Source organism: Streptomyces sp. NPDC053076 (assembly GCF_044546845.1).
Classification (GTDB): Bacteria; Actinomycetota; Actinomycetes; order Streptomycetales; family Streptomycetaceae; genus Streptomyces.
Genome location: NZ_JBITZL010000002.1, coordinates 202610 through 227251 on the forward strand (window position 1 = coordinate 202610; position 24642 = coordinate 227251).

20 protein-coding genes and 1 tRNA gene are annotated in these 24642 nt (G+C 73.3%); 11 read left to right on the top strand and 10 right to left on the bottom strand.

The window, feature by feature from the left end:
* Nucleotides 1-142: 142 nt before the first annotated feature.
* The 4 genes from ACIGYR_RS08255 to ACIGYR_RS08270 are packed head-to-tail and all read right to left on the bottom strand — an operon-like array spanning nt 143 to nt 5118.
* Nucleotides 143-1480: an AAA domain-containing protein gene (locus ACIGYR_RS08255; RefSeq protein WP_399596298.1), complete on the bottom strand. Its 1338-nt coding sequence runs from the start codon at nt 1478-1480 to the stop codon at nt 143-145.
* Nucleotides 1477-3066, bottom strand: coding sequence for a hypothetical protein (locus ACIGYR_RS08260; RefSeq protein WP_399596297.1), 1590 nt, complete (start codon nt 3064-3066; stop codon nt 1477-1479). The genes ACIGYR_RS08255 and ACIGYR_RS08260 overlap by 4 nt, the downstream gene beginning before the upstream one ends.
* Complete coding sequence (locus ACIGYR_RS08265) at nt 3057-4172, bottom strand: hypothetical protein (protein WP_399596543.1); 1116 nt, start codon at nt 4170-4172, stop codon at nt 3057-3059. Before ACIGYR_RS08265 ends, ACIGYR_RS08260 begins: the two co-directional genes overlap by 10 nt.
* Before the next feature lies 1 nt (nt 4173).
* Entirely contained in the window at nt 4174-5118 is a 945-nt protein-coding gene (locus ACIGYR_RS08270; RefSeq protein WP_399596296.1) for a phosphatase PAP2 family protein, read from the bottom strand.
* A 239-nt stretch (nt 5119-5357) separates the two neighbouring features.
* On the opposite strand from ACIGYR_RS08270, the gene ACIGYR_RS08275 reads away from it, so the two are divergent.
* Nucleotides 5358-5954, top strand: coding sequence for a histidine phosphatase family protein (locus ACIGYR_RS08275; protein ID WP_391845214.1), 597 nt, complete (start codon nt 5358-5360; stop codon nt 5952-5954).
* 397 nt (nt 5955-6351) lie between these two features.
* Here the strand turns inward: ACIGYR_RS08275 and ACIGYR_RS08280 are convergent, their stop codons facing one another.
* Nucleotides 6352-7854 carry a hypothetical protein gene (locus ACIGYR_RS08280; protein WP_399596293.1) on the bottom strand — a complete coding sequence of 501 codons (1503 nt, stop codon included), beginning with the start codon at nt 7852-7854 and terminating at the stop codon, nt 6352-6354.
* Between the two features lie 265 nt (nt 7855-8119).
* Between ACIGYR_RS08280 and ACIGYR_RS08285 the strand changes: the two genes are divergently transcribed.
* The gene (locus ACIGYR_RS08285; RefSeq protein ID WP_399596291.1) at nt 8120-8536 is read left to right on the top strand and encodes a hypothetical protein; all 417 of its coding nucleotides are present in this window, start codon (nt 8120-8122) and stop codon (nt 8534-8536) included.
* A gap of 34 nt (nt 8537-8570) precedes the next feature.
* The gene (locus tag ACIGYR_RS08290; protein ID WP_391845219.1) at nt 8571-9452 is read left to right on the top strand and encodes a spermidine synthase; all 882 of its coding nucleotides are present in this window, start codon (nt 8571-8573) and stop codon (nt 9450-9452) included.
* Between the two features lie 28 nt (nt 9453-9480).
* On the opposite strand, the gene ACIGYR_RS08295 is transcribed toward ACIGYR_RS08290, so the two are convergent.
* Entirely contained in the window at nt 9481-9993 is a 513-nt protein-coding gene (locus ACIGYR_RS08295) for a hypothetical protein (protein ID WP_399596290.1), read from the bottom strand.
* 122 nt (nt 9994-10115) lie between these two features.
* Between ACIGYR_RS08295 and ACIGYR_RS08300 the strand changes: the two genes are divergently transcribed.
* From ACIGYR_RS08300 to ACIGYR_RS08310, 3 genes are all read left to right on the top strand, one after another.
* Entirely contained in the window at nt 10116-10820 is a 705-nt protein-coding gene (locus ACIGYR_RS08300; RefSeq protein ID WP_391845222.1) for a response regulator transcription factor, read from the top strand.
* On the top strand, nt 10817-12220 hold the full coding sequence (locus ACIGYR_RS08305; RefSeq protein WP_399596288.1) for a sensor histidine kinase: 1404 nt from the start codon (nt 10817-10819) through the stop codon (nt 12218-12220). Before ACIGYR_RS08300 ends, ACIGYR_RS08305 begins: the two co-directional genes overlap by 4 nt.
* Before the next feature lie 133 nt (nt 12221-12353).
* Nucleotides 12354-13826: a cellulose binding domain-containing protein gene (locus tag ACIGYR_RS08310; RefSeq protein ID WP_399596287.1), complete on the top strand. Its 1473-nt coding sequence runs from the start codon at nt 12354-12356 to the stop codon at nt 13824-13826.
* Between the two features lie 436 nt (nt 13827-14262).
* Here ACIGYR_RS08310 and ACIGYR_RS08315 read toward each other — a convergent pair whose 3' ends face one another.
* Nucleotides 14263-15312: a LacI family DNA-binding transcriptional regulator gene (locus tag ACIGYR_RS08315; protein WP_399596286.1), complete on the bottom strand. Its 1050-nt coding sequence runs from the start codon at nt 15310-15312 to the stop codon at nt 14263-14265.
* A gap of 493 nt (nt 15313-15805) precedes the next feature.
* Here ACIGYR_RS08315 and ACIGYR_RS08320 point away from each other — a divergent pair, with 493 nt between their 5' ends.
* The 5 genes from ACIGYR_RS08320 to ACIGYR_RS08340 all read left to right on the top strand — a co-directional run bounded on the left by ACIGYR_RS08320 (nt 15806) and on the right by ACIGYR_RS08340 (nt 22251).
* The gene (locus tag ACIGYR_RS08320; protein WP_399596285.1) at nt 15806-17125 is read left to right on the top strand and encodes an ABC transporter substrate-binding protein; all 1320 of its coding nucleotides are present in this window, start codon (nt 15806-15808) and stop codon (nt 17123-17125) included.
* Nucleotides 17126-17393: 268 nt separating this feature from the next.
* Nucleotides 17394-18386: a carbohydrate ABC transporter permease gene (locus ACIGYR_RS08325; protein WP_399596284.1), complete on the top strand. Its 993-nt coding sequence runs from the start codon at nt 17394-17396 to the stop codon at nt 18384-18386.
* 14 nt (nt 18387-18400) lie between these two features.
* Entirely contained in the window at nt 18401-19321 is a 921-nt protein-coding gene (locus ACIGYR_RS08330) for a carbohydrate ABC transporter permease (RefSeq protein ID WP_391845230.1), read from the top strand.
* 306 nt (nt 19322-19627) lie between these two features.
* Complete coding sequence (locus ACIGYR_RS08335; RefSeq protein WP_399596283.1) at nt 19628-21070, top strand: GH1 family beta-glucosidase; 1443 nt, start codon at nt 19628-19630, stop codon at nt 21068-21070.
* Nucleotides 21071-21195: 125 nt separating this feature from the next.
* A complete protein-coding gene (locus tag ACIGYR_RS08340; protein WP_399596282.1) occupies nt 21196-22251 on the top strand; it encodes a LacI family DNA-binding transcriptional regulator in 1056 nt (351 codons plus the stop codon).
* A 102-nt stretch (nt 22252-22353) separates the two neighbouring features.
* Here ACIGYR_RS08340 and ACIGYR_RS08345 read toward each other — a convergent pair.
* The 3 genes from ACIGYR_RS08345 to ACIGYR_RS08355 form a co-directional block, all read right to left on the bottom strand.
* Nucleotides 22354-22426 (bottom strand) — tRNA-His (locus tag ACIGYR_RS08345).
* 147 nt (nt 22427-22573) lie between these two features.
* Nucleotides 22574-23176, bottom strand: a complete 603-nt coding sequence (gene orn, locus ACIGYR_RS08350) for an oligoribonuclease (protein ID WP_399596280.1) — start codon at nt 23174-23176, stop codon at nt 22574-22576.
* Nucleotides 23177-23300: 124 nt separating this feature from the next.
* A complete protein-coding gene (locus ACIGYR_RS08355) occupies nt 23301-24521 on the bottom strand; it encodes a helix-turn-helix domain-containing protein (RefSeq protein WP_391845237.1) in 1221 nt (406 codons plus the stop codon).
* Nucleotides 24522-24642 lie beyond the last annotated feature (121 nt).

A 24642-nucleotide genomic window follows, 5' to 3' on the forward strand; every position in this document is an offset into this window, starting at 1 on the left:
GGCCCCGGTTGGGGCCCCTGCCCGACGACGCTAGGGAGCACACCGCGCCTCGTCCATGCCGACTCCGAAATATTCCCGATCCGGCATAAACGATCTCGATACTCGTGGGCTGGTCAGCGTCAGCGGGCGAGGAAGCCCCAGCTCAGGCCCGCCAGGCCACCCGGTGTTCGCCCAGGTGCGCGAGGACCGCGTGGTTGGCCTCCCAGCCGTCCGGGAACTTCACCAGCGTGCCCAGCTGGACCGGTTCCGTGGAGGGGTAGTCGTCCAGGAGGTCGGTCACGCCGGCGCGGCAGACCACGATGCACGCGTGGCGGTGGCGGGAGGCCAGGACGCACAGGCGGCCGGTCTCCAGGTGGAAGGCGGTGGCGTCGGGGCGGCCGGAGAGCGGGTGCAGGACGACCGTGACGTCGTACTCGCGGCCCTGGAGACGGTTCGCGGTGTCGACCGTGAGGTCCGGCACGCCCAGCTCGGCCAGGGCCGCGCGGACCGCCGCCGCCTGGTCGCGGTGGGCCGTGCCCACGGCGATGCGGTCGGCGGTCAGGGGAGCGGGGGCGGGAGAGCGCTCCGAGGTCGCCGCGCCGCCCCGGTCCAGCAGGCGGCGGACCACCGCGGCCACCGCCCGGACCGCCTCCGGATCCGTGCGCGGGGTGTGCCGGGCGGGCAGCTCCAGCAGGCCCCAGCCGGACACCGCGGCCTCGTCGATCACCCGGTCCGGGCCGGAGCCGTCGGAGGGGACGGCGAAGGTCAGGCGCCGGTCGCCGTGGGCCGTGCCGCTGCGGAACGGGGTGTACGGGTAGAAGGCGTCCGAGACCAGCGGGGCCGCGGAGGCCGGCAGCCGCCAGGAGACCGGCAGGCGGTGCTGGGGGAGGCCCGGGTTGTGGGCCAGGAGGGTGGTGACCGCGGAGGCGGAGGGGTCGTACGACAGGCCCGCCCACTGTTCGCTGCCCACGATCGCGAACGGGTCGAGCTGCCCGGGGTCGCCCACGAACAGCGCCCGCTCGAACAGGCCCGCGACGGCGAGCAGGGAGTCCGAACGCATCTGGTACGCCTCGTCCACGATCGCGTGCCGCCACGGCTCGTCCACCTTGACGTGCGCCCACTTCGCGGCGGTGGACAGGACGACCGGCAGGCCGTTCAGGTCGGCCGCCTTCGCCGACGTACGGACCTGCGGCAGGTCGTCCAGCGCCTTGTCGTACGCGTCCGCGTCGCTGCTGTGCAGGCGGCCGACAGGCAGCTGCGGGTTCTTCTCGGCCAGACGCAGGACCAGGTCGTCGACCTGGGCGTTCGTCTGGGCCACCACCATCAGCGGGCGCCCCGCGTCGGCGAGTTCCAGGGCCGCGCGGACCACCAGGGTCGACTTTCCGGCGCCCGGCGGCGAATCCACCACCACGCCCCGCTCGGTGCCGTGCAGCGTGTCGTGGAGGATGGCGTCGGTCGCGCGGCCGGCCGCGGCTCCGGGATCGAAGTCGACGGTCGTCACAGCACGTCCTCCTCGGTCACGGTGTCGGGTGCCTCCGGCGCGGCCTCGCCCGGCGGGCCGCCGTGCGTCCACGGCGTCTCCTCCGGCTCGGGCAGCTTCGCGCCGCCGCGCTGCTCGTGCTCGAACAGGGTGAAGCAGACCCGGTCGCCCTTCTCCGGCACGGACCCGGGCTCGGGCTCCTTGCCGCGGCCCATCTTGTCCAGGATCCGCAGCACCAGCACGCCGTCACCTTGCGGTCCGGCGAACTCCGCAGCCTGGGGCCTGCCGTTCAGTGAGCGATACACCTTCGCGCGCTCCGCCAGATGCGGCCGGTCCTCCGTGCGGACCGTCACCAGCGGGCGCGGGCTCAGCCGTCTGCCCTCGCTGTACGTCATCACGACGTCGGTCACCTCGCCCGCGAACGCCTCCCCGGCCAGCCGCCGCCCCGCCATCACCAGCGGATCGTCCAGCGCCTCCTGCGCCTCCAGACGGGCCTGTTCGCGCTCGCGCGTGGCCAGCTTGTTCGCCGCCGTCACCGCGTCGTCCCGGCGGGGCTGCGGGGGCTCGCCGGCCAGCACCCGGTCCCGGTGCCCGGTGAACGACCAGCGGTCCCGGGTCCAGCGCCCGTCCACGTGCCCGCCCACCGGCAGCGCCCGCAGCAGGTCCAGGCCCCGCCACACCGCGTCCCAGGTGGGCCGGGTGCGGCTCTCGACGAGGTCCCTGACGTCCCGCTCGGCCGCGGTGAGCGCGGCCAGCCGGTCGTCGGCCTCCAGCGGATCCTCGGCGGCGGCCAGGGCCGTACGCGCGCGGTCGTAGCGCTCGATCGCCGGAGCCAGCAGCTTGTTGTCGAACGCCGGGTCGGTGGCGGGGCCGGCCGGCGGGCACAGCAGCTGCCCGGCCGTGTCCCGCGCCAGCTCGGCCCGGTGGGCGGCCTCGGCGCCGCTGAGCCCCTCGGGCGGGTCGATCCAGGCGAGCAGCGCGCCCAGATGCTGGTCCTCCAGGCCGGACTGGCCGGTCGCCCAGTGCCGGGACAGCACCTCGGTCAGGGCGAGCAGCAGCGAGGAGCCGGGGACCCGGGCCCGCTCGCCGTAGTGCGTCAGCCAACGGCCGAGCAACGGCACCCGGGGCGGCGCCGGATAGGGCGCCTCGGGTTCCTGCTCGGCGGTGCGCCGGAACCGCATCGAGCGGCCCAGCAGCCGTACGAGGTCCAGGCCGGCGCGGCTCGGCACGATCAGCTGGGGCGCGTCCGCGCACAGCTCGGCCTCCACCTTGACCCGCTTGCCGGTCTCCGGGTCGGTCTCGGTGCGCTCGGCCGCCTCCACGGACCCGGCGTACCCGTCGACGTACGGCAGGACGACGTCGGCCAGCTCGGCGAGGAACGTGAAGCGCAGATCGCGGTCCCGGGGCTGCGGTACGACCAGCAGCCGGGGCGCGTCCCGGTCGGTGCCGACCAGCGCGCCGAGCGGGGCGCCGGTCTCACCGGCGGTGGTCAGCGGCACGAACACCAGCGGGCGGTCGGACAGATGCCGGTGCCGGACGGTCGCGGCCGGCTGCGCCCGGCCACTGTGGACGGCTTCCAGCCGGGCGAGCGTGGTGATCAGGGACACGCGGTCACCACCGTAGAGTCCGCGGCCGTCGGGGCCGAAGCCTCCTCGGCCTCCCGGAGGGCTTCCGCGCGCAGGACGGCCGCCCGGCGCAGCGCGGCCACCGCCGGGTCGTCCGGGTCGCCGGACTCGCCGCGGGCCGCCGCGAGGACCTCCTCGATCGTGGCCAGGCCGCCCAGTTCGGCCCGCAGGGGCCGGCCGAGGCGGGTGACCGCGCCGGCCGCGCGGGCCCGGTCCCGGCAGTGGAAGGCCAGTTCGCAGGCGGACAGGCACTCCGGCGCGTACGTCGCCGGCACCGCCTCCACGGCCGCCGTCAGTTCCTCGGCGGGCCGGTCGGGCGCGAAGCACGTGCCCTCGGGCAGTGCGCCGGCCAGCTCCTCGATACGGGTGAGCCGGGCCAGTTGGCGCGCGGTCACCGCGCGCTGCTTGCGGACGTCCACGGCGGAACCCGTGGCCAGGTTGGAGAAGTCCTTGGGGCACACCAGCAGCACCCGGTGGTGCACGCGCGGGGCCGGTTCGAGCCGGGCGGCGACCTCCTCCAGAGCCAGCACGTACACCGCCGCCTGCCGGGCCGCCGCGCCCACCTTCGCCGGGTCCGCGGCGCCGTCCACCATCGGGAAGGACTTGATCTCCACCACCGACCAGCTGCCGTCGGGGTGCACCACCACCGCGTCCGGCTCCAGGAAGGCGAGCGATCCCGCCACGTCCAGGGCGAGCATCGGATGGTCCAGCAGCGTCCAGCCGCCGTCCCGCAGGGCCTCGCGCAGCGCCAGCGCCGTACGGGCCGTACGCCCCTCGGGGCCCTGCGCGCTCAGGTCGGGCACGGCGGCGCCCTCCGGCGCCGCGGCCCCCGGATCCAGGCGGGCGTGCACCAGCCGCAGCAGCTCGGCGCCGCCGTCCGCCTTGACCCGCGCCTCGAACGCGTTGCCCCGGGTCAGCGCGAACTGGGACTGCCCGAAGCCGGACGGCGCGCCCAGCGCGGTGGCCAGCCGGGCCTTGTCCACCCCGGCGCCGTCCAGGACCGCCCGCCGGGCGCACCCGGGGTTGGCGGCGAGCGCCGCCAGGGCGCGCGCGTCCAGGGACTTGGCCGGTACGCCGGGACCGCGCAGCTCAGCGAGCCGGTGCCGGAGCCCCTTCGCCCGCGTCGGTGGGGGAGACGTCCGGTCCGGCCGCGGTGTCGAGCTGCGACTCTCGCTGCCGTGGAATTCGCTCACCCGCGGAAGTCTGACATCCGGCACTGACAATCGGGGAACCCGTGTCGCCCGCGACCGGTGCGGTGCGGCGCGGCAGCCGGGCCCGGACCAGGTCCGCGGCCCGCATCACGCGCGGTGCCAGCAGGAAGCCGACGCCCATCACGGCGATGCCCGCGACCGCGTCCAGGAAGTAGTGGTTGGCGGTGCCCATGACGACGAGCGCCGTCATCAGCGGGTAGACGACACCGAAGACCTTCGTCCCGCGTGTGCCGCCGTACCGCCACAGCATCACACCGCACCACAGCGCCCAGCCCACGTGCAGGCTCGGCATCGCCGCGTACTGGTTGGTCATGCCGCCCATGCCGCGCGGGGCGCTGGCCTCGCCGCCCCACCAGCCGTACGAGCTGTACTGCGCCATCGTGTCCACGAAGCCGTGCCCGGCCGAGAGCAGGCGGGGCGGGCAGGTCGGCAGCAGCGTGAAGCCGATCAGGCCGATGAAGGTGGACGTCATCAGCCAGGTGCGGGCCGCCCGGTAGTGCCGGGCACGCGCGTGGAACAGCCAGACCAGGATGGCGGGCGTGACCAGGTAGTGCAGTGAGGCGTACCAGAAGTCGGCCGGGACCCCGAGCCAGGACTCCCGTGTGAACAGCCGGTTCAGCGGGTGCTCGGCGTCGAGGTGCAGCGCCTTCTCGATGCGCAGGATCGCCAGGCCGTGGTCGACGGCGCTGGTGACGTCGCCGCGCGCCAGGAGCCGTCCGGCCGAGTAGCAGGCGTAGACCAGCAGGATCAGCGGCAGCTCGGTCCACCAGCGCAGCCGGGATCGTGGGGCCACCTCGGTGCCCGGTGTCTCGGTCTGCGGCATCCGATCGCCCTCCCCCGTCTGCTGTGCGGTGCGCCCCGGCGGGCGACCGTGCCACTTTACGGCGTCCCTGCGACACCCATGAGGGCGCTCCGGTTCCGCCTGGCGCGCGCTCAGCCCTCGAAGACGCCGGGATCGCCCGCCGGGTTGCCTGGGCGTGGTGTGCGCGATGATGGAGGGACCCAGTCCAGTTGTCGTTTCCGTGGCGTCCATGTGACGTCGCTCTCCCGGAGAGGTCTCTCATGGCACCGCGCATCCTGCTGGCCCGCCACGGACAGACGGCATGGTCGCTGTCCGGCAAGCACACCGGCAGGACCGACGTGCCGCTGCTGGAGGAGGGCCGGCGCGGGGCCAAGCTGCTCGGGGAGCGGCTGCACCGCCCTCCGCTGGACGGGCTGGAGGGCGCGGAGGTGCGCACCAGCCCGTTGTCACGCGCGCGTGAGACGTGCGAACTCGCCGGGTTCGGGGAGCGTGCCGAGCGCTGGGACACGCTGCTGGAGTGGGACTACGGCGCGTACGAGGGGATGACCCCGGCCGAGATCCAGGCGGTCCGGCCGGGCTGGCTGATCTGGCGGGACGGGGTTCCCGAGGGCGAGACCCTCGCCGAGGTCTCCGCGCGCGCGGACGAGGTGGTGTCCTGGGCCCGCTCGGCCGACCGCGACGTCCTGGTCTTCGCCCACGGCCACATCCTGCGGTCCATCGGCGCGCGGTGGCTGGGGCTGCCGCTGGACTTCGCGGCCCGGATACGACTGAATCCGACCTCGCTGTCCGTGCTGGGCTGGGCCTATGGCGAACCGGCGATCGAGAGCTGGAACGACGTGGGGCACCTGGCGGGCTGAAGCCCCGCCCAGCCCCCGGGACAGCCTTCCCTCAGGGGGCCGTCCCGCCCAGGGCCCGCGCGGCAGCGCCCCCGGAGGGGCGCGGGGAACTGCGCGACCGGTCCACCGCCCGCTCACGGTCGGGGATGAGGGGCAGCGCGCCGCGCCCAGGATCCCGAACCGGGCCGTCCCGTCCAGGGCCTGCGGCAGCGCCCCTGGAGGGGCGCGGGGAACTGCGCGACCGGTCCACCGCCCGCTCACGGTCGGGGATGAGGGGCAGCGCGCCCAGGACCCCGAACCGGGCCGTCCCGTCCAGGGCTCGCGGCAGCGCCCCCGGAGGGGCGCGGGGAACTGCGCGACCAGCCCGCCACCGGTCCGCGGTCCGGGGACGACGAGGCGTCCCACCCCGGGACCGGAACTACGCCCGCCCCGTCCGCGGAGCGGAAGCGTGACGGTCCAGGAACTCCGACACTCCTGAGGCCCGCCGGTGGGGCAGCAGCACCCTCGCCGTCCCCGCCAGCATGCTCTGGATCCGCGAGGACTGGACCTGGTCCAGCAGGGACAGCACCCGCAGCCCCGCCTCCGCCGCCTCGTCGGGACGGCCCTCGCGGGCGAGGTCGTCGGCCAGTTCGGCGGTGTAGAGAGCGATGTTGCGCGTGAAGTGCGGGTCCTGCAGATGTGTCGCCCGCCGCGCGTGCCGGGACGCCCGCCGCCAGTCGCCCAGCGTGGACCAGCACTGCGCCTCGAGCCCCTCCAGTTCCGCCTCGCCGTAGAAGCTCATCCACTCGGGGTCGGCGTCCGAGCGGCCCCGCTCGAAGAGGGTCTGCGCGCGCACCAGTGCCTGCTCGCAGCCGGTGCGGTCGGCGAGCCCCGCCCAGCCGCCCGCCTCGCGCAGCGCCAGCAGGGACATCAGCCGGTCGGAGCCGAGCGGCCGGGCGGCACGCTGCGCGGCCTGCGCGGCCCGGACCGCCTCCCGGGGACGGCCCGTGTCCCGGGCGAGGAACGCGGTGTTGCAGAAGGCGTGTGCCTCCAGCCCCGGGTCTCCGGTCACCCGGGCGGTGGCCAGTGCCTCCGCGTAGTGCGAGCGCGCGTCGTCGAAGCGGCCGGAGTCGTGGGCCAGCCAGCCGACGGAGATGGCGAGTTCACCGGCGCCCGAGTGCAGCCGGTCGGCGGTGGTCTGCCGGGTGGCGCCGGCGTCGAGCAGCGCGTAGGCCGCGCGCAGCGGAGCCGCCGCGCGCCGGTACAGGCCGTCCGCGCCGTGCCGGTCGTCGAGCAGCCGGATGCGGCGGACCGCCTCCTCCAGCGCGGTCGCCTCGGGGGTCCCGGCGCGCCGCAGCGGCCGTTGCGCCGCCGCGGCACCGGTGGTGAGCCCCAGCGGGGCCAGCGTGGCGGCGGCCACCGTGGCGCCTCCGCCGGTCATGAATGCGCGACGCAGCACGTCGCTCTCCTCGTGGTTCAGGGGGTCTTTCGCATGGGGGTCCCCTCTGTTCGAGCGGAGCCGAGAACTCGGGGGAGGTTCGTGCGGTTGGTGCGGCTCCTGCCTGTCGTACGGCTCGAAGGCTCCTCGGGCCTCACCGGGTACCCCGTCGGGGGCGGAGGTCTCCGGTGTCTCCACGGCCGGGCGCGCCGCGCGTCCGCGGACGGACGAGCGGGGCGCGAAGCCGAGGTCGGTGAGCGTGCGGCCGGGAAACATGTGCAGGAACACCCGTTCGTACGCGTAGTTGGGGCAGCGGATCTCGCCGGCCTCCACCCGGCCGATGTAGCGCGCGTCACAGCTCACGCGCTCACCGATCTCGCGTGCCGCCCGCCGTACCAGCGCCGCGAACTCGGCCGGTGAGCGCCTGCCGCGCAGCTGTCGGAAGGCCGGATTCGGCCGGGGTGGCCGTTCGGGCTGTGACGAGGTCACGGTTGACGACGCCATGGCCGGGTCCTCTCGTGCGAACCGTCGAACCATGCCGGGCCGGGGCGATTTCGGGACGAGTCGCCCGTGTGACGCCCTGGTTCCGGCGGGCATGAACGTACCTGCTGTGAAGGACCCGCCACGCGGTGTTTGGCTACAAACCGGATATCTCATCCAAGATCTGCCATGAAGTGCCATCCTTTGCGGCGCACTTGTGCCGTAGCCGTTGACGGGCTCGCGCGTTGGACCCCATGGACCGCAACAGGGCTGTGTGGTGGAGGCGGGCATGGAGACCAGCCAGAGCAACGAACCTTGTACGTCGCCGTCGCCGTCGCCGTCCGCGTCCGTGCCGGGGGACCCGGCATGCGACCTCGTGACGGTACCGGCCCGGCAGGGGCTGGAGGCGGTCGACATCCTGCGGCGCGGAGCCGCGGACGCGGTGGGGCCCGTCCTGCACGACGACGGCTGCGACACCCTCGGCTTCCTGGTGCCGGCCGGCACCGCCGCCTGCTGGGACCTGCCCGGCAGCACCTGTACCGAGACGGACGGGCGCGGGCTGCGGCTGAATCCCGACCCACCGGTAAAGGGCTCCGACTGGCTGCTGCCGCCCGGCGAGGCCGACCTCGCCACCGACCCCGTGGTGCTGCGCCGGGCCCTGGGGGAGGCGGCCCGGCTGATCGAGGCGGCCGACAGCTGCCGGTGACGCGCGCCCCCGCGGCAGCTGCGAGAATGGAGCGGTGGGCAGGTCAAGGAGCGCGGCCGGGAAGACAGGGCGCAGGTCGGCCGCCGTCACGGCCGTCGAGGAGCCGGTCGACGGCGGGCTCGCGCAGCTCTTGCCCGACCCGGACCGCGGCCGGGCCTGGACGCTGCTGATCGACGGAGCGCCCCAGTCGCACGTCGACCTGGACGACCCGGCCCACCTCTCCTTCGAGTACCAGCGCCGCCTCGGCCATGTCATCGACCTGGTCGCCCCGCCCGGCAAGCCCGTGCACGCCGTGCATCTCGGCGGCGGGGCGTTCACCCTGGCCCGGTACGTCGCCGCCACCCGCCCCCGCTCCACCCAGCAGATCGTGGAACGGGACGCCGCTCTGGTCCAACTGGTCCGTCGCGAACTGCCCCTGGACCCGGGCGCGCGGATCCGGGTACGGGCGGTGGACGCGCGCGCGGGCCTGGCCAAGGTGCCGGACGGATGGGCGGACCTGGTCGTCGCCGACGTGTTCAGCGGCGCCCGCACCCCCGCCCACCTCACCTCCACCGAGTTCCTGGACGAGGTCCGCCGGGCTTTGAAGCCGTCCGGTGTCTACGCGGCCAACCTCGCCGACGGCCCGCCGCTCGCCCACCTGCGCGGCCAGATCGCCACCGCCGCCGCCCGGTTCGGTGAACTGGCGCTGGTCGCCGACGCGGCCGTGCTGCGTGGCAAGCGCTTCGGCAACGCGATCCTGGTCGCCTCCGACCTGCCGCTGCCGCTCGCCGAACTCACCCGCCGAGCCGCCTCCGACCCGCACCCCGGCCGGGTCGAACACGGCCGGCCGCTCACCGACTTCACCGGTGGCGCGCTTCCCGTCACGGACGAGGCGGCGGTGGCCTCACCGGCCCCGCCGCCCTCGGTGTTCCGCTGACCGTCCGAGCCCCTTCGCCCCGGGCGGCTCAGTACGTGCCCACCTCCACCCGCGGCGGACCGTCGTGCCAGGTGCAGAAGACCGACACCCGGTCCGCGCCGCGGCTGAACTCCACCCGGATCCAGCTCTCCGTCTTCCACACCTGCATCGACCAGCCGGTTCCCGGGGTCGCCGAGACGAGCGTGGCGGCGGCCGGGCCCAGGTCGAACACCGCCCGGCCGCCGTCGGTGTCGTAGGACCTGACCCGGCCGGACGCGGAGGCGGAGGCGGTGGCGGTGGGGGACGGGGGCCGCTCGCGGGCCGGGGTGCGGGTCGGTGTCGGCCGGGCCGGCCGCTCGCGCGAGACGGTGGCGGAGGGAGAGGGCACCCGGGACGCGGGCCCCGCGTCCCGCGCCGTCGCGTCGGCAGCCGTGACCGGCAGGGCGCGCGGCGGGTCGTACGCCGTCCCCGCCATCACCGTGTGCACGCCCCACCACGACAGCGTGACCGCCGCTCCGGTCGCGAGCAGCCACGCCAGTAGGTGTACGAGTCCTCTGCGCATCGCGGGCCATACTGCCTCAGCGGTACCGCCGTGCGCACATGGCGGGAGTTGTCCACAGGCGCCGCCCGGAGTTGTCCACAGGGGCCCGCCCGGCGTGGCCCGCATGGCGTACGGTGCGGCGCATGGCAAGTGTGCTCGTGGTCGAGGACGACCAGTTCGTACGCTCGGCGCTCATCCGGCATCTGACCGACGCCGCACACACCGTGCGCAGCGTCGGTACGGCACTGGAGGCGCTGCGCGAGGTCGCCCATTTCCGCTTCGACGTGGTCATCCTGGACCTCGGACTGCCCGACCTGGACGGCTCCGAGGCACTGAAGATGCTCCGCGGCATCACCGACGTGCCGGTCATCATCGCCACCGCCCGGGACGACGAGACGGAGGTCGTCCGACTGCTGAACGCCGGGGCGGACGACTATCTGACCAAGCCGTTCTCCGTCGAGCACCTCTCCGCCCGGATCGCGGCCGTACTGCGCCGGGCCCGTACCGGCGGCGCCGAGGCCACGCCCTCGACCGTGCTGTGCGTCGGCGGCCTGACCGTCGACCCGCTGCGCCGCCAGGCCGAACTGGACGGCGTCCGGCTCGACCTCACCCGCCGCGAGTTCGACCTGCTCGCCTTCCTGGCCGGTCGGCCCGGGGTCGTCGTCCCGCGCAAGGAACTCCTCGCGGAGGTCTGGCAGCAGTCCTACGGCGACGACCAGACCATCGACGTCCATCTGTCCTGGCTGCGCCGGAAGTTGGGTGAGACGGCCGCCCGGCCCCGCTATCTGCACACGCTCCGGGGTGTCGGCGTGAAGCTCGAACCCCCTGTGGACGGGGAGCCGCGATGAGGTGGGCGCTGGTCAAGGTCTGCCTGGCGGTCACCACGATGGTCGTGGTCGCCTTCGCCGTGCCGCTCGGCCTGGTCGTCAAGGAGATGGCCCGCGACCGCGCCTTCTCGAACGCCGAACGGGAGGCCGCCGCGGTCGCGCCCGCCCTGTCCATCACCGCCGACCGGGACGAGCTGGAGCGGGTGGTGGCCTCGGCCGGTGCCGACTCCGGGATGGCCGTCCACCTGCCGGCCGACGACGGCCGGGCCGCACTCGACCTCGGCCGGCAGCGTGCCGCCGCCCGCGACGTCGAGACCGTGCGAAGACTCGGCCGCGCCTCCACCACCGCCGTGCCCGGCGGCTCCACCCTGCTCCAGCCGGTCGCGCTCGGCTCCGGCGCCATCGCGGTGGTCGAGGTGTACGTCCCCGAGACCGAGATGACCAACGGCGTCGGAACGGCCTGGGCGGTGCTCGCGGCCGTCGGTCTCGGGCTGATCGTCGGCTCGGTCGCCGTCGCCGACCGGCTCGGGGTGCGCATGGTGCGTCCGGCACGGCGGCTGGTCGAGGGCGCGCAGGAGCTGGGCGAGGGCAAGCTGGGCGCCCGGGTGCCGGAGGAGGGCCCGACCGAACTCCACCTGGCCGCAGTCGCGTTCAACTCCATGGCCGACCAGGTCGTCCAGCTCCTCGCCAACGAACGCGAGCTGGCGGCCGACCTCTCGCACCGGCTGCGCACCCCGCTCACCGTCCTCCGGCTGAACGCGGCCTCCCTGGGCGCCGGACCGGCCGCCGAGCAGACCCGGGCCGCCGTCGCCCAGCTGGAGCGCGAGGTCGACACCATCATCCGGACGGCCCGGGAGGCCAAGCCGCAGACGGCCGCCGCCGTGCCCGGAGCCGGCTGCGACGCGGCCGAAGTGGTTCGCCAGCGCATGGAGTTCTGGTCCGCGCTCGCCGAGGACGAGGGCCGCAAGTGGCGGGTGGCCGGCGTCGAGCGGCCGGTGCGGCTGCCCGTGGCCCGCGCCGACCTGGCCGCCGCGCTCGACGCCCTGCTCGGCAACGTCTTCCGGCACACCTGCGAGGGCACCGCCTTCGCGGTCGACGTGCACAACGGGGAGGACGCGGTGATCGTGCTCGTCTCGGACGCGGGCCCGGGCATACCCGACCCCGAGGCGGCGATGGCCCGCGGCCGGGGCTCCGGCGCCGCCGGCTCGACCGGCCTCGGCCTGGACATCGTCCGCCGGCTCGCCGAGTCCACCGGCGGCGACGTCCGCATCGGCGCGTCGGTGCTGGGCGGCACCGAGGTGCGGATCTGGTTCCAGCTGGACGGGCGCAAACCGGTGGGCCGGGGTCACCGGGGTGCGGTGCGGCGCCGCCGGCCGGGCCGACTGGTCTCTACCTTTAACCGATCCCGATCGCTCCCTTAAGCGGACCATAAGCTACTCAACCACCGCCCTGAACAAGCCGATTGTCCGAATCGGGCTCGCTAGCGTGCTGCCACACCCACAGGGCCCACCACCCCCTGTGAACCCCCAGTGAGCAGCGAAAGCAGGCACGCGCATGAGCACGCACCGGCGCAGGATCAGCGGCAGGAACAAGGCGATAGGCGGCCTGGTCGCCGCGGCCGTGGTCGGCGGCGCCGCGGTCCTGCTCACCGGCACCGCCAACGCGGCCGGCGTGAACGCCGCGTACACCAGGACCAGCGACTGGTCGACCGGCTACACCGCCCAGTACGTCGTCACCAACAACAGCGGCCAGACCGAGAAGACCTGGACGCTGGAGTTCGACCTGCCGGCGGGCGCGCGGCTCAGCTCCCTGTGGAACGGCGAGTCGAGCGTCAGCGGCCGGCACGTCACCGTCAAGCCGGCGAAGTGGGACACCGCCGGCCTGGCCCCCGGCAAGTCGGTCACCCTCGGCTTCGTGGTGAGCGGCAGCGGCGACCCGACGGGCTGCCGTATCGACGACACCCGGTGTTCCGCGGACGGCGGCGCCACCCCCGAGCCGAGCGGCCGGCCGACCGATCCCCAGTCGCCGACCCCCACCCCCACCAGGACGAACACCCCGGCCCCCACCAGCACCGCCACCCCCACGAAGAGCGCGCCCCCGACCCCCACCGCCAGCACGGGCACCGGCACCACCGCCTCCGCCGGCTTCGCCCCCTACGTCGACACCTCCCTCTATCCGGCCTTCGACCTCCTCGGCACGGCCGAGGCCACCGGAGTGAAGAACTACAACCTCGCCTTCCTCACCGACGGCGGCGGCTGCACCCCCAAGTGGGGCGGTGTCACGGACCTGACCGGCGATGGCGTGGCCGCGCAGATCGGCGCCCTGCGCGCCAAGGGCGGTGACGTCCGCGTCTCCTTCGGCGGCGCCTCCGGCTCGGAGCTGGCCACCACCTGCTCCTCCGCCGACGCGCTGGCGGCGGCGTACGGCAAGGCGATCGACGCGTTCAAGCTCACCAAGGTCGACTTCGACATCGAGGGCGGCGCGCTGCCGAACACCGCCGCCAACACCCGCCGCGCCCGGGCCATCGCCGAACTCCAGGCCCAGCACCCCGGCCTGGACGTCTCCTTCACCCTCCCGGTGATGCCCGAGGGGCTCACCCAGGACGGCGTGAACCTCCTGGCCGACGCCAAGTCCAACGGCGTGCGGATCGACACCGTCAACATCATGGCGATGGACTACGGCGCCTCGTACAGCGGTGACATGGGCACCTACGCGGAGCAGGCGGCGACCGCCACCCAGGCGCAGGTCAAGAGCGTGCTGGGCCGGTCGGACTCCGCCGCCTGGAAGACGGTCGCGGTCACCCCGATGATCGGTGTCAACGACGTCTCCTCCGAGGTCTTCAAGGTCGAGGACGCCGGCCAGCTGGTCGACTTCGCCAAGTCCAAGGGCCTCGGCGGGCTCTCCATGTGGTCCGCGACCCGCGACAAGCAGTGCGACGGCGGTACCAAGCCCACCGCGGACGCCACGTGCAGCTCGATCATCCAGGACAAGTCCGCCTTCTCGAAGGCGTTCGGGGCGTTCAACTGACCCGGCGCCGACGGGTCGCCTGAGCGGGGGCGCGGTACTCCGGGGGGAGGGCCGCGCCCCTTCCGGCTGTGGTCAGACCGCGGTCGCACCTGCGCCGACACTCCCGTCCGGTCTCCCAGGGCATCAGGTGCTCGCATTATGCAGGGGAGCGCTCCCGCGAGAAAGGGGGCGGCCAGGTTCGCCGCGCGGAGGGCACCGATCCGGGGGCGGGGCTGGTGCGCGAAGGGTGCCGATTCGGCGGACCGGTGTGTGGAGACTGCCGATCCGGGCGGGCGGGCCGGTGCGTGGAGGGAGTCGATCCGGGCGGGCGGACCGATGTGCGGAGGATGCCGATTCGGGCGGGCCGGAACGGTGTGCCGAGGGGATTGCTCCGGGCGGGCCGGGTCGGTGGGCGGCGGAGGCGGGCGGGCCGGAGTGTGTGCGGGGTGTCGTCCCGTCAGGCCGACTCGCGTACCACCAGTTCGGTCGGCAGGACCACGCCCCGCTGTCCGGTGCCGCGGTGGGCGATCTCCTCCAGCAGGAGACCCGCCATCGCCCGGCCCATCTCCTCCAGCGGCTGGCGGACGCTGGTCAGCGGTGGGTCGACGTGCCGGGCCACGATCGAGTCGTCGAAACCGATCAGCGCGACGTCCTGCGGTACCCGGCGGCCCACCGCGCGCAGTTCCTGCACCGCGCCGAAGGCCATCACGTCGGAGGCGGCGAAGACGGCGTCCAGATCCGGGCGCCGGTGCAGCAGTTCCCGCATGGCCGCGCGCCCGCCCTCCTCCGTGAAGTCGCCCGCCGCGACCAGGTCCTCCTCGACGGCGGCCCCGGTCTCCCGCAGGGCCTCGCGGTAGCCGTCGAGCCGCGCCCTCGCCACGTCCATGTCCAGGGGGCCCGTGATGGTGCCGATGGACCGGCGGCCACTCGCCAGCAGATGCCGTACGGCGAGCCGGGCGCCGCCCCGGTTGTCCGCGCGGACATGGCCCAGCCGCTCCCGGTCGCTGCGCCGCCCGGCCAGCACGGTCGGCACGGCCAGTTCGTCGAGCCGGTCGGGCAGCGTGTCCTCGCCGTGGACCGCCATCATCAGTACACCGTCCACCCGTTGGGCGGCGAGGTAGGCGGCGAGCCGGCCGTGCTCCTTCTCGTCGCCCGTGAGGACCAGCAGCAACTGCATCCCCGCGTCGGCGAGTCCGGCGGACACGCCCCGGATGATCCCCGAGAAGTACGGTTCGGAGAAGAGCCGGTTCTCGGCGTCGGGCACGACCAGCGCGACCGAGTCCGTGCGGCGCGTGGCCAGCGAACGGGCGGCACGGTTGGGGACGTAGCCGAGTTCCGCGATCGCTCGCTCGACGGCCGCCCGGGACCGGTCGCTGACCTTCGGCGAGCCGTTGATGACCCGCGAGACCGTGCCGCGGCCCACGCCGGCCCGTGCGGCCACGGCGTTCAACGTCGGGCGCCGGGCCTCCGCGGTTCTGGGCGGCTGCGGCGGTTCGGCAGGGCTCATCGTTCACCTTCCGGCATGTCGGGGGGAGAGCGCTTCATTCTGGACCAGAGCGTGCGGCAACCACCCCGCGCCGATGCCGAATTGTCCGCAGTCGCCGATGGACCCGCCGGTGACCTGGCCCGACGCGGTACCGCACGGCCGAAGGGCGAGCCGGCCGCGCGGTGTCGCGCGACACGTTCACGTGACGCGCTGAACACGCTTACGCAACAACGCCGTCTTCAAGTCTTGACACCCGGCCCGGCACCAACGAGTCTTCCGGCATGCCGCGTGGGAGCGGTCCCACGGGGTGACCGGGGGTCTCTCCCGTTCGGATCGAACCACCCATGGCCTTCCCCTCTACCTTGCATGGCACACCGTTGACCAGCACCTTTCCTCCGCACGCCATGTGCTGTCGGCTAGTCGCTGCTCAAAACCGAGAGGGCAGGTCCGGACCGCCGGGCCCGGCGGTCCGATTCCTGAGGTCCCGTTCCCCACTGGAACAAGGAGTAGTGGAATGCGCATCACCCGTACCGGCGGCGGTCACGGCCGCAGAGCGGCGACCCTGACCACGACGGTCCTGACGGCCTCCGCCCTGCTGCTGACCGGCTGCAGCAGCGACGACGACTCGGACAGCTCGGATGCCAACGGGAACATCACCCTCACGGTGGCCGACTTCGGGCAGTTCGGCTACAAGGAGGCCGATCTGTTCGCCAAGTACCACCAGCTGCACCCGAACATCACGGTCAAGGAAGAGACCACCGCCAACGAGCAGGACTACTACCCGAAGCTCCTGCAGCAGCTGAACACGGGCAGTGGCCTCGCGGACGTCACGGGCATCGAGGTCGGGCGCATCAAGGAGGTCGTGGACACCCAGGCGGGCAAGTTCGCCGACCTCAGCAAGACGATCGACGTCAGCGACTGGGTGTCCTGGAAGGAGAAGCAGGCCACCGCCGAGGACGGCACGGTGATAGGCGCCGGTACCGACATCGGCCCCATGTCCCTGTGCTACCGCAAGGACCTCTTCGAGAAGGCGGGCCTGCCCTCGGACCGCGAGGCCGTCGCCAAGGCCGTCGCCGGCGGCTGGGAGGACTACCTTCGGCTCGGTGAGCAGTACAAGAAGAAGGCGCCGTCCGGCACGTACTTCATGGACTCCGCGTCCGCCATGTACAACGCGGTCGTCAGCTCCTCCTCCGAGCAGTACTACGACGCCGACGGCAAGCCGGTGTACAAGGACAGCCAGTCCGTGAAGCAGGGCTGGGACCTGGCCGCCGAGGCCGCCGACAAGAAGCTGAGCCAGGGCCTGCCGCAGTTCACCGACGCCTGGAACGCGGCGCTGCGCAAGGGCACGGTGGCCACCGTGGCCTGCCCCGCGTGGATGGCCGGCCAGATCTCCGTCAACTCCGGTGACGCCTACAAGGGCAAGTGGGACATCTCCCGTGCCCCCGGCTCGACGGCGGCCAACTGGGGCGGCTCCTTCCTGGCCGTCCCGAAGAGCGGCAAGCACCTCAAGGAGGCCACGGAGCTGGTCAAGTGGCTGACCGCCCCCGAGCAGCAGGCCGCGGTGTTCAAGGCGATCGGGGTTTTCCCATCCAACAAGGGCGCCTACGAGCTGGCCGACGTGAAGAACGCCAAACTCGCGTACTTCGGCGACGCCCCCATCGGGCAGATCTACGCCGAGGAGGCCAAGTCCATCCCCGAGGCGGTGCTCGGCCCGAAGGACGGCGTGATCAAGGACACGATCTCCACCCAGATCAACAACATGGAGCAGCGGGGCACCGAGTCCGCCGACGCGTGGAAGGCCGCGAGCGAGTCCATCGACAAGGCGCTCGGCTAGCCGCTCCGGCGCGGCGGCCCACCAGGCGCCCGCACCGCGCCGGTGAGCGCTCGACGACGTGAGCGCTGCCCGGCGAACGGGCGGCGCCGCCGCACCACCCGGCGGGGCCCGGCAGCCGACGGCCGGGCTTCGCCTCACTCGCGCGTCAGGCCGCGGCGTGGGCCGTTCGCCACCGTACCGATCCGGCACCGGGAGCGGCGGGCCGGTCCCGGTCCCGGACGCGCCTGCCGCCCCACCCGGCCGAAACCTTCAGGGAAGGACTCCCTCCGTGGCAACGACAACCCCCGCCCGGGGTGCCTGCACCCCGCCGCCAGGCGGCACCGGTGCCGCGTCGAACGGACGCGGCACATGGCGCGCCCGGCTGTGGCGCTTCGACGACAAGGTGTCCCCGTACGCCTACATCGCCCCCTTCTTCCTGATCTTCGGTGCCTTCGGGCTCTACCCGCTCCTCTACACCGGCTGGATCGCCCTGCACCGGGTGGAGATGACGGGCCTCGACCAGTCCCAGTGGGTCGGCTGGGACAACTTCGCCAAGATCCTCCAGGACTCCGAGTTCTGGACGGCCGTCTTCAACACCTTCGTCATCGGTGTCATCTCCACCGTCCCGCAGCTGCTGGTGGCGCTGGGCCTGGCCCACCTGCTCAACTACAAGCTGCGGGCCAGCACGTTCTGGCGGACCGTCATCCTCACCCCCTACGCCACCTCGGTGGCCACCGCCGCCCTGGTCTTCGCGCTGGTCTTCCGCGCCGACGGCGGCATCCTCAACTGGGTGCTGCACTTCTTCGGCGCCGGCAACATCGAGTGGGGCAACGGGGAGTGGACCTCCAAGATCGCCATCTCGGTCATCGTGATCTGGCGCTGGACCGGCTACAACGCGCTCATCTACCTGGCGGCCATGCAGGCGGTCCCCACCGACCTGTACGAGGCCGCGTCGATCGACGGGGCGTCGCGCTGGCAGCAGTTCCGCAAGGTGACCGTTCCCTCGCTGCGGCCGACGATCCTGTTCACCATCGTCATCTCCACCATCGGCTCGATGCAGCTGTTCGGTGAGCCGCTGCTGTTGCAGGGCGGCACTCTCGGCTCGATCGGCGGCAGCGAGCACCAGTACGAGACGCTCAGCATCTACCTCTTCAACTACGGCTGGAAGCTGGGTCATCTGGGTCCGGCAGCGGCCGTGGCCTGGGCCATGCTCGTCCTGCTGCTGCTCATCGCCCTGATCAACTGGATCGTCGGCCGGTTCGTGCGCAACAACGCGGCCTGACGGGAGCGACATCGATGACCACGACCAGTCCCACCACGACCGTGCCGGACCTCGGCCCGGCACCGCTTCCCACCGCCCCCGGCAAGGGCCCCGGCCGCTTCCGGGTGGGAGCCGGCCAGCAGTTGCGGGGCGGCCCGTTCACCTATGCCGCCCTGATCGTCGTCGGCCTCGGCTCGGTCCTCCCGCTGTACTGGACACTGGTGGCCGCCTCGCACGATCAGCAGCGCGTCCTGGACAGCCCGCCACCGCTCGTGCCGGGCGGCAGGCTGTGGGGCAACCTCCAGGCGGCCTGGGAGCAGGCTCACCTCGGCAAGGCCATCGTCAACAGCGTCATCGTGGCCGGCTGCATCACCGCCGCCACCCTCTTCTTCTGCACCCTCGCCGGCTATGCCTTCGCCAAGATGCGCTTTCGCGGCCGTGGCGCGCTGATGACCGCGGTCATCGCCACGCTGACGATCCCGCCGCAGCTCAGCGTCGTCCCGCTGTTCATGATGATGTCGGACATCGGGTGGGGCGGCAGGCTGGAGTCGGTGATCTTCCCGACCCTGGTCGGCGCCTTCGGGGTCTTCTTCATGCGCCAGTACCTGGTGGAGGCCCTGCCGTACGAGCTGATCGAGGCGGCCAAGGTGGACGGGGCGAGCAACTTCCGCATCGTGTGGAGCGTGGTCCTCCCGGTGGCCCGGCCCGCCATGATGGTGCTGGGCATGCTCACCTTCGTCCAGGCGTGGAACGACTTCTTCTGGCCCTTCCTCGCGCTGAACCAGGAGAACCCCACCATCCAGGTGGCGCTCGGCCAGCTCAGTGCCTCGTACACCCCGGACCAGAGCATCGTCATGGCCGGGGCGCTGATCAGCACCCTGCCTCTGCTGGTGGTCTTCGTGATCTTCGGCAAGCAGATCGTCGGCGGGATCATGGCGGGCGCGGTCAAGGGCTGAGACGGCCCGCCGGGCCGGCCGCCACGGTGCCGGCCCGCCCCGTGGCCGGCGCGCACCCGATCCCGCCGGCCCGTCCCGTGGCCGGCGCGCACCTGGCCCCGCCGGCCCGCCCCGCGTGTCCGGTCCGGTACCGACCGCCCCTGAGACCGCCCCGCGGTGGGCCGTACCGGACCGGGCGCTCCGCCCGGATCCGCGCACCGCGTCCCGCCCCCTTTCTCTCCTGCCTCCGCCCTCCTCTCTCTTACTCCCGCACCGCCGGACCGCCGTCCGCCGCCCGTTTCCGACCCCCTTGGGAGCGTTCTCACGATGACCGCCGTACGACCCGAGATCACGGCCCAGCCGGCCTCGGCACCGTCCTTCCCGACCGGCTTCGTCTGGGGTGCCGCCACCGCCGCCTACCAGGTGGAGGGCGCCGCCGCCGAGGACGGCCGCACCCCGTCCATCTGGGACACCTTCAGCCACACCCCCGGCAAGGTCCGCAACGGCGACACCGGTGACATCGCCGCCGACCACTACCACCGGTACCGCGACGACGTGGCGCTGATGAAGGACCTCGGCCTCAAGGCGTACCGGTTCTCCGTCTCCTGGTCCCGGGTCCAGCCCACCGGCCGCGGGCCCGCCGTCGAACGCGGTCTGGACTTCTACCGCCGCCTCACCGACGCGCTCCTGGAGGCGGGCATCACCCCGGTCGCCACCCTCTACCACTGGGATCTGCCGCAGGAACTGGAGGACGTGGGCGGCTGGCCGCACCGTGACACCGCCCACCGCTTCGCCGACTACGCCGATCTCGTGGCCCGCGCTCTCGGCGACCGGGTCGGGACGTGGACCACCCTCAACGAACCCTGGTGCTCGGCGTTCCTGGGGTACGGCTCCGGCGTCCACGCGCCGGGGCGGACCGATCCGGCCGCCACGCTGCGTGCCGCGCACCACCTGAACCTGGCCCACGGCCAGGCCGTCGGCGCCCTGCGCGCCGCCCTGCCGGCCACCGCCCAGACCTCCATCACCCTGAACCTGCACCAGGTGCGCCCGCTCACCGGCAGCCCCGACGACGCCGAGGCCGCGCGCCGCATCGACGCGGTCGGCAACCGGATCTTCACCGGCCCCCTCCTGGACGGCGCCTACCCCGAGGACCTGCTGGCCGACACCGCGCACCTGGTCGACTGGGGCCGGCTGGTGCGCGACGGGGACCTGGCGGAGATCTCCCGGCCCATCGACGTGCTCGGCGTCAACTACTACTCGCCGACCGTGGTCTCCCTGCCCGCCGACGGAGCCGCGAGCACCGGGAACGACGGCCACGGCGCGAGCGACCACTCGCCGTGGACCGGTTCCGAGCACATCGCCTTCCACCTCGCCAATGCCGACCTGACCGCGATGAACTGGGCCATCGACGCGGACGGACTGCACACACTGCTGACCGGACTGGCGGCCTCGCATCCGCGACTGCCGCTCATGGTCACCGAGAACGGCGCCGCGTTCGACGACTACGTCTCCCCCGAGGGACGGGTCGCCGACCCCCAGCGGATCGCCTATCTGCATGCCCACCTGGACGCCGTCCGCCGCGCCATCGCCGACGGCGCCGACGTGCGCGGCTACTTCCTGTGGTCACTGCTGGACAACTTCGAGTGGTCCTACGGCTACTCCAAGCGCTTCGGCGCCGTCTACGTCGACTACCCCACCCAGCGCCGCATCCCGAAGGACAGCGCCCACTGGTACGCCGAGGTGATCCGCGGCAACGCCCTGCCCGGCTGACCTGCGCCGGACGGCGGGCGTGACCCGGGCTCCGGTCCCGCCCGCCGCAGCCGCCGGAATCGAGGGCACCGCCGTCACGGCTGTTACATTCCTGGCCTGACGGCGGTGAGCGGAAGGCGGCGACTATGGCGGGCAACGGTGTGAGGGGCCGGGGCGGCCGGCGGCCGACCCTGGAAGAGGTCGCCGCCCGGGCCGGGGTCGGCCGGGGCACGGTCTCCCGGGTGATCAACGGCTCGCCCCGGGTCAGCGACACCACCCGCGCCGCCGTCGAGGCGGCCGTCGCCGAGCTCGGCTACGTCCCCAACACCGCGGCCCGAGCCCTCGCGGCCAACCGTACCGACGCCATCGCCCTGGTCGTTCCCGAGCCGGAGACCCGGTTCTTCGCCGAGCCGTACTTCTCCGACATGCTGCGCGGGGTCGGCGCGGAACTCTCCGACACCGAGATGCAGTTGCTGCTGATCTTCGCCGGCAGCGACCGGGAACGGCAGCGTCTGGCCCAGTACCTGGCGGCCCACCGCGTCGACGGCGTCCTGCTGGTCTCGGTGCACGCCGACGACCCGCTGCCCGATCTGCTGGCCCAGTTGGAGATCCCGGCCGTGATCAGCGGCCCGCGCTCGGCGGCCGAGTCGCTCACCTCGGTGGACTCGGACAACTACGGCGGCGCCCGCTCGGCGGTGGAGCACCTGCTGAGCCGGGGCCGCCGCCGGATCGCGCACATCACCGGCCGGCTGGACGTCTACGGCGCCGAGCGCCGCGTGGCCGGCTACCGCGACGCCCTGCGCGACGCCGGCCACGCGGTGGACGAACTCCTCATCGAGGCGGGTGACTTCACCGAGGAGGGGGGCCGCCGCGCGATGACGACCCTGCTGTCCCGCCATCCCGACCTGGACGCGGTCTTCGCCGGCTCGGACGTGATGGCGGCCGGCGCCCGGCAGGTGCTGCGCGAGGCGGGCCGCCGCATCCCCGACGACGTCGCCCTGGTCGGGTACGACGACTCCGCCATCGCCCGCCACATGGACCCGCCGCTCACCAGCGTCCGTCAGCCGATCGAGGAGATGGGCCGCGCGATGATCGACTTCCTGCTCGCGGAGATCGCCGGCCGCCGGCCGGCCGCGTCCGGCGAGCCGGAGCGGCGGCAGGCGGTGCTGCCCACGGAGCTGGTGGTCCGGGCGTCGTCGTGAACGGCGCGCGCCCCGGGGCGGCCGAGGCGGCCCGCGCCGCCCCCGGAAAACGCAGCAGCCGGTGACTCCGTCTCGCGACGGAGTCACCGGCTGCTGACTCAGGGTGAGTGACGGGACTCGAACCCGCGGCATCCTGGACCACAACCAGGTGCTCTACCAGCTGAGCTACACCCACCATGACCGGTGGTGGAACTTGTCGTTTCCCCGACCGGCCGAGAAGAAGTCTACAGGGTCCGAAGGGGTGCTCGCGCACAGGTTTTCGCGCGGGCCCCTTCGTGATCCCTTCGCCGGCTCCCGCGGGGCCCGGGGGCCCGCGGGCGGGCTACTGCGCGGGCAGGACGTGCTTGGCGGCGATCGCCTTCGCCGTGTCGGAGTCCGGGCCGGGCTGCGGCACGAAGACGGCCTCGCGGTAGTAGCGCAGCTCGGCGATCGACTCACGGATGTCGGCGAGGGCCCGGTGGTTGCCGTTCTTCTCCGGGCTGTTGAAGTACGCCCGCGGGTACCAGCGGCGGGCCAGCTCCTTGATCGAGGACACGTCGACGATCCGGTAGTGGAGGTACTCCTCCAGGGTCGGCATGTCCCGCAGCAGGAAGCCCCGGTCGGTGCCCACGGAGTTGCCGCACAACGGTGCCTTGCCGGGCTCCTTCACGTACTCCTTCACGTACGCCAGCACCTGCTCCTGGGCGTCCTCCAGGGTCGTGCCGTGGTCAAGCTCCGCGAGGAGCCCGGACGCGGTGTGCATCTGACGCACCACCTCCGGCATCGTCTCCAGTGCCCGGGCCGGCGGGCGGATGACGATGTCCACCCCTTCGCCGAGTACGTTCAGCTCGGAGTCGGTGACGAGGGCGGCCACCTCGATGAGCGCGTCGTCGGACAGCGAGAGGCCGGTCATCTCGCAGTCGATCCACACCATGCGATCGTTCATGTGTCTCACCTTACGGTGAGCGGCGCTGAGCTGGACCGACCGTGCGGCGACCTCTCGGTGCGCGGACACGGCGAAGGGGGCGGAGTCCGGCTCCGCCCCCTTCGTTTCCCTGTCCGGCCGTCCCTCAGCTGCCGCTGCGCGGCCCCGGCAGCAGGCCCACCGCGCCGGCCGCGGCCCGACGGCTCTGCATCGGCACCCCGCCGTCCCGGTGGTCGTGCAGCAGGGCGGAGGCCGGGGGCACCGGCCCGGGGCCGGGCAGGCCCGCGGGCGCGCCCTGCTGTCCGGGCGCCGGCATCGCCGGCTCCGTCTCACCCGGCCTGTCGCCCTGCGGCCGGCGGGCCCGGTAGGCGGCCCGGTAGGCGGCGGGGGACGAGCCGAGCTGACGGCGGAAGTGCCCGCGCAGCGCGACGGGGGAGCGGAAGCCGCACCGGCCCGCCACCTCGTCCACGGAGTAGTCCGACGTCTCCAGCAGCCGCTGCGCCTGGAGCACCCGCTGTGTGATCAGCCATTGCAGCGGAGCGCTTCCGGTCAGCGAGCGGAAACGGCGGTCGAACGTACGGCGGCTCATATAGGCGCGTGCCGCCAGCGTCTCCACGTCGAACTGCTCGTGGAGGTGTTCCAGCGCCCAGGCGACGACCTCGGCGAGCGGGTCGGCGCCGATCTCCTCCGGTAAAGACCGGTCGAGATAGCGCTCCTGGCCGCCCGACCGGCGCGGCGGGACCACCAGGCGCCGGGCGAGCGCACCGGCCGCCTCGTTGCCGTGGTCCGTCCGCACGATGTGGAGACAGAGATCGATTCCGGCCGCCGTACCCGCCGATGTGAGCACGTCGCCGTCGTCGACGAACAGCTCCCGTGGATCGACGTGCACCGACGGATAGCGCTTGGCCAGCGTCGGTGCGTACATCCAGTGGGTGGTCGCCGGGCGGCCGTCCAGCAGTCCGGCCGCCGCGAGCACGAAAGCGCCCGTGCACAGCCCGACGATGCGGGCGCCTTCCTCGTGTGCCCGGCGCAGCGCGTCGAGTGCTTCCTCCGGTGGCGGTGATGTGATCGAACGCCAGGCCGGTACGACGACCGTCCCGGCGCGGGAGATCGCCTCCAGTCCATGCGGCGCGGTGAGTTCCAGGCCCCCTGTGGTCCGCAGCGGGCCTTCCTCGCCGGCACACACCAACAGGCGGTAGCGCGGCACGCCGGCGTCCTGGCGGTCGATCCCGAACACCGACAGCGGAATGGAACTCTCGAAAATGGGACCGCCGCTGAACAGCAGCACCGCGACGATCTCCTTGCGGCGTCGCCCGGAGAGTTTCCGGGCCGCGGCATCCGGCGCGGCAGTGGAGTCGTGGCTCATCCTGCTAAGCCCCCCTCGGTGGTCGCGGCTCCTCGGTTGTGTCGCTCCTGCACGTTTCCCCTCGGTCCTGCACGAGTCCCCCGCCGTACAACAGTCAAGATCGAATTTACTGGGTCCCGCG

Bases quoted from the DNA above. Each gene is read 5' to 3' on its own strand.
- ACIGYR_RS08310 (WP_399596287.1), top strand. From the start codon at position 12,354: ATGAGCACGCACCGGCGCAGGATCAGCGGCAGGAACAAGGCGATAGGC.
- orn (WP_399596280.1), bottom strand. From the start codon at position 23,176: ATGAACGATCGCATGGTGTGGATCGACTGCGAGATGACCGGCCTCTCG.
- ACIGYR_RS08305 (WP_399596288.1), top strand. From the start codon at position 10,817: ATGAGGTGGGCGCTGGTCAAGGTCTGCCTGGCGGTCACCACGATGGTC.
- ACIGYR_RS08330 (WP_391845230.1), top strand. From the start codon at position 18,401: ATGACCACGACCAGTCCCACCACGACCGTGCCGGACCTCGGCCCGGCA.
- ACIGYR_RS08270 (WP_399596296.1), bottom strand. From the start codon at position 5,118: ATGCCGCAGACCGAGACACCGGGCACCGAGGTGGCCCCACGATCCCGG.
- ACIGYR_RS08315 (WP_399596286.1), bottom strand. From the start codon at position 15,312: ATGAGCCCTGCCGAACCGCCGCAGCCGCCCAGAACCGCGGAGGCCCGG.
- ACIGYR_RS08335 (WP_399596283.1), top strand. From the start codon at position 19,628: ATGACCGCCGTACGACCCGAGATCACGGCCCAGCCGGCCTCGGCACCG.
- ACIGYR_RS08280 (WP_399596293.1), bottom strand. From the start codon at position 7,854: ATGGCGTCGTCAACCGTGACCTCGTCACAGCCCGAACGGCCACCCCGG.
- ACIGYR_RS08300 (WP_391845222.1), top strand. From the start codon at position 10,116: ATGGCAAGTGTGCTCGTGGTCGAGGACGACCAGTTCGTACGCTCGGCG.
- ACIGYR_RS08355 (WP_391845237.1), bottom strand. From the start codon at position 24,521: ATGAGCCACGACTCCACTGCCGCGCCGGATGCCGCGGCCCGGAAACTC.
- ACIGYR_RS08285 (WP_399596291.1), top strand. From the start codon at position 8,120: ATGGAGACCAGCCAGAGCAACGAACCTTGTACGTCGCCGTCGCCGTCG.
- ACIGYR_RS08295 (WP_399596290.1), bottom strand. From the start codon at position 9,993: ATGCGCAGAGGACTCGTACACCTACTGGCGTGGCTGCTCGCGACCGGA.
- ACIGYR_RS08320 (WP_399596285.1), top strand. From the start codon at position 15,806: ATGCGCATCACCCGTACCGGCGGCGGTCACGGCCGCAGAGCGGCGACC.
- ACIGYR_RS08340 (WP_399596282.1), top strand. From the start codon at position 21,196: ATGGCGGGCAACGGTGTGAGGGGCCGGGGCGGCCGGCGGCCGACCCTG.
- ACIGYR_RS08275 (WP_391845214.1), top strand. From the start codon at position 5,358: ATGGCACCGCGCATCCTGCTGGCCCGCCACGGACAGACGGCATGGTCG.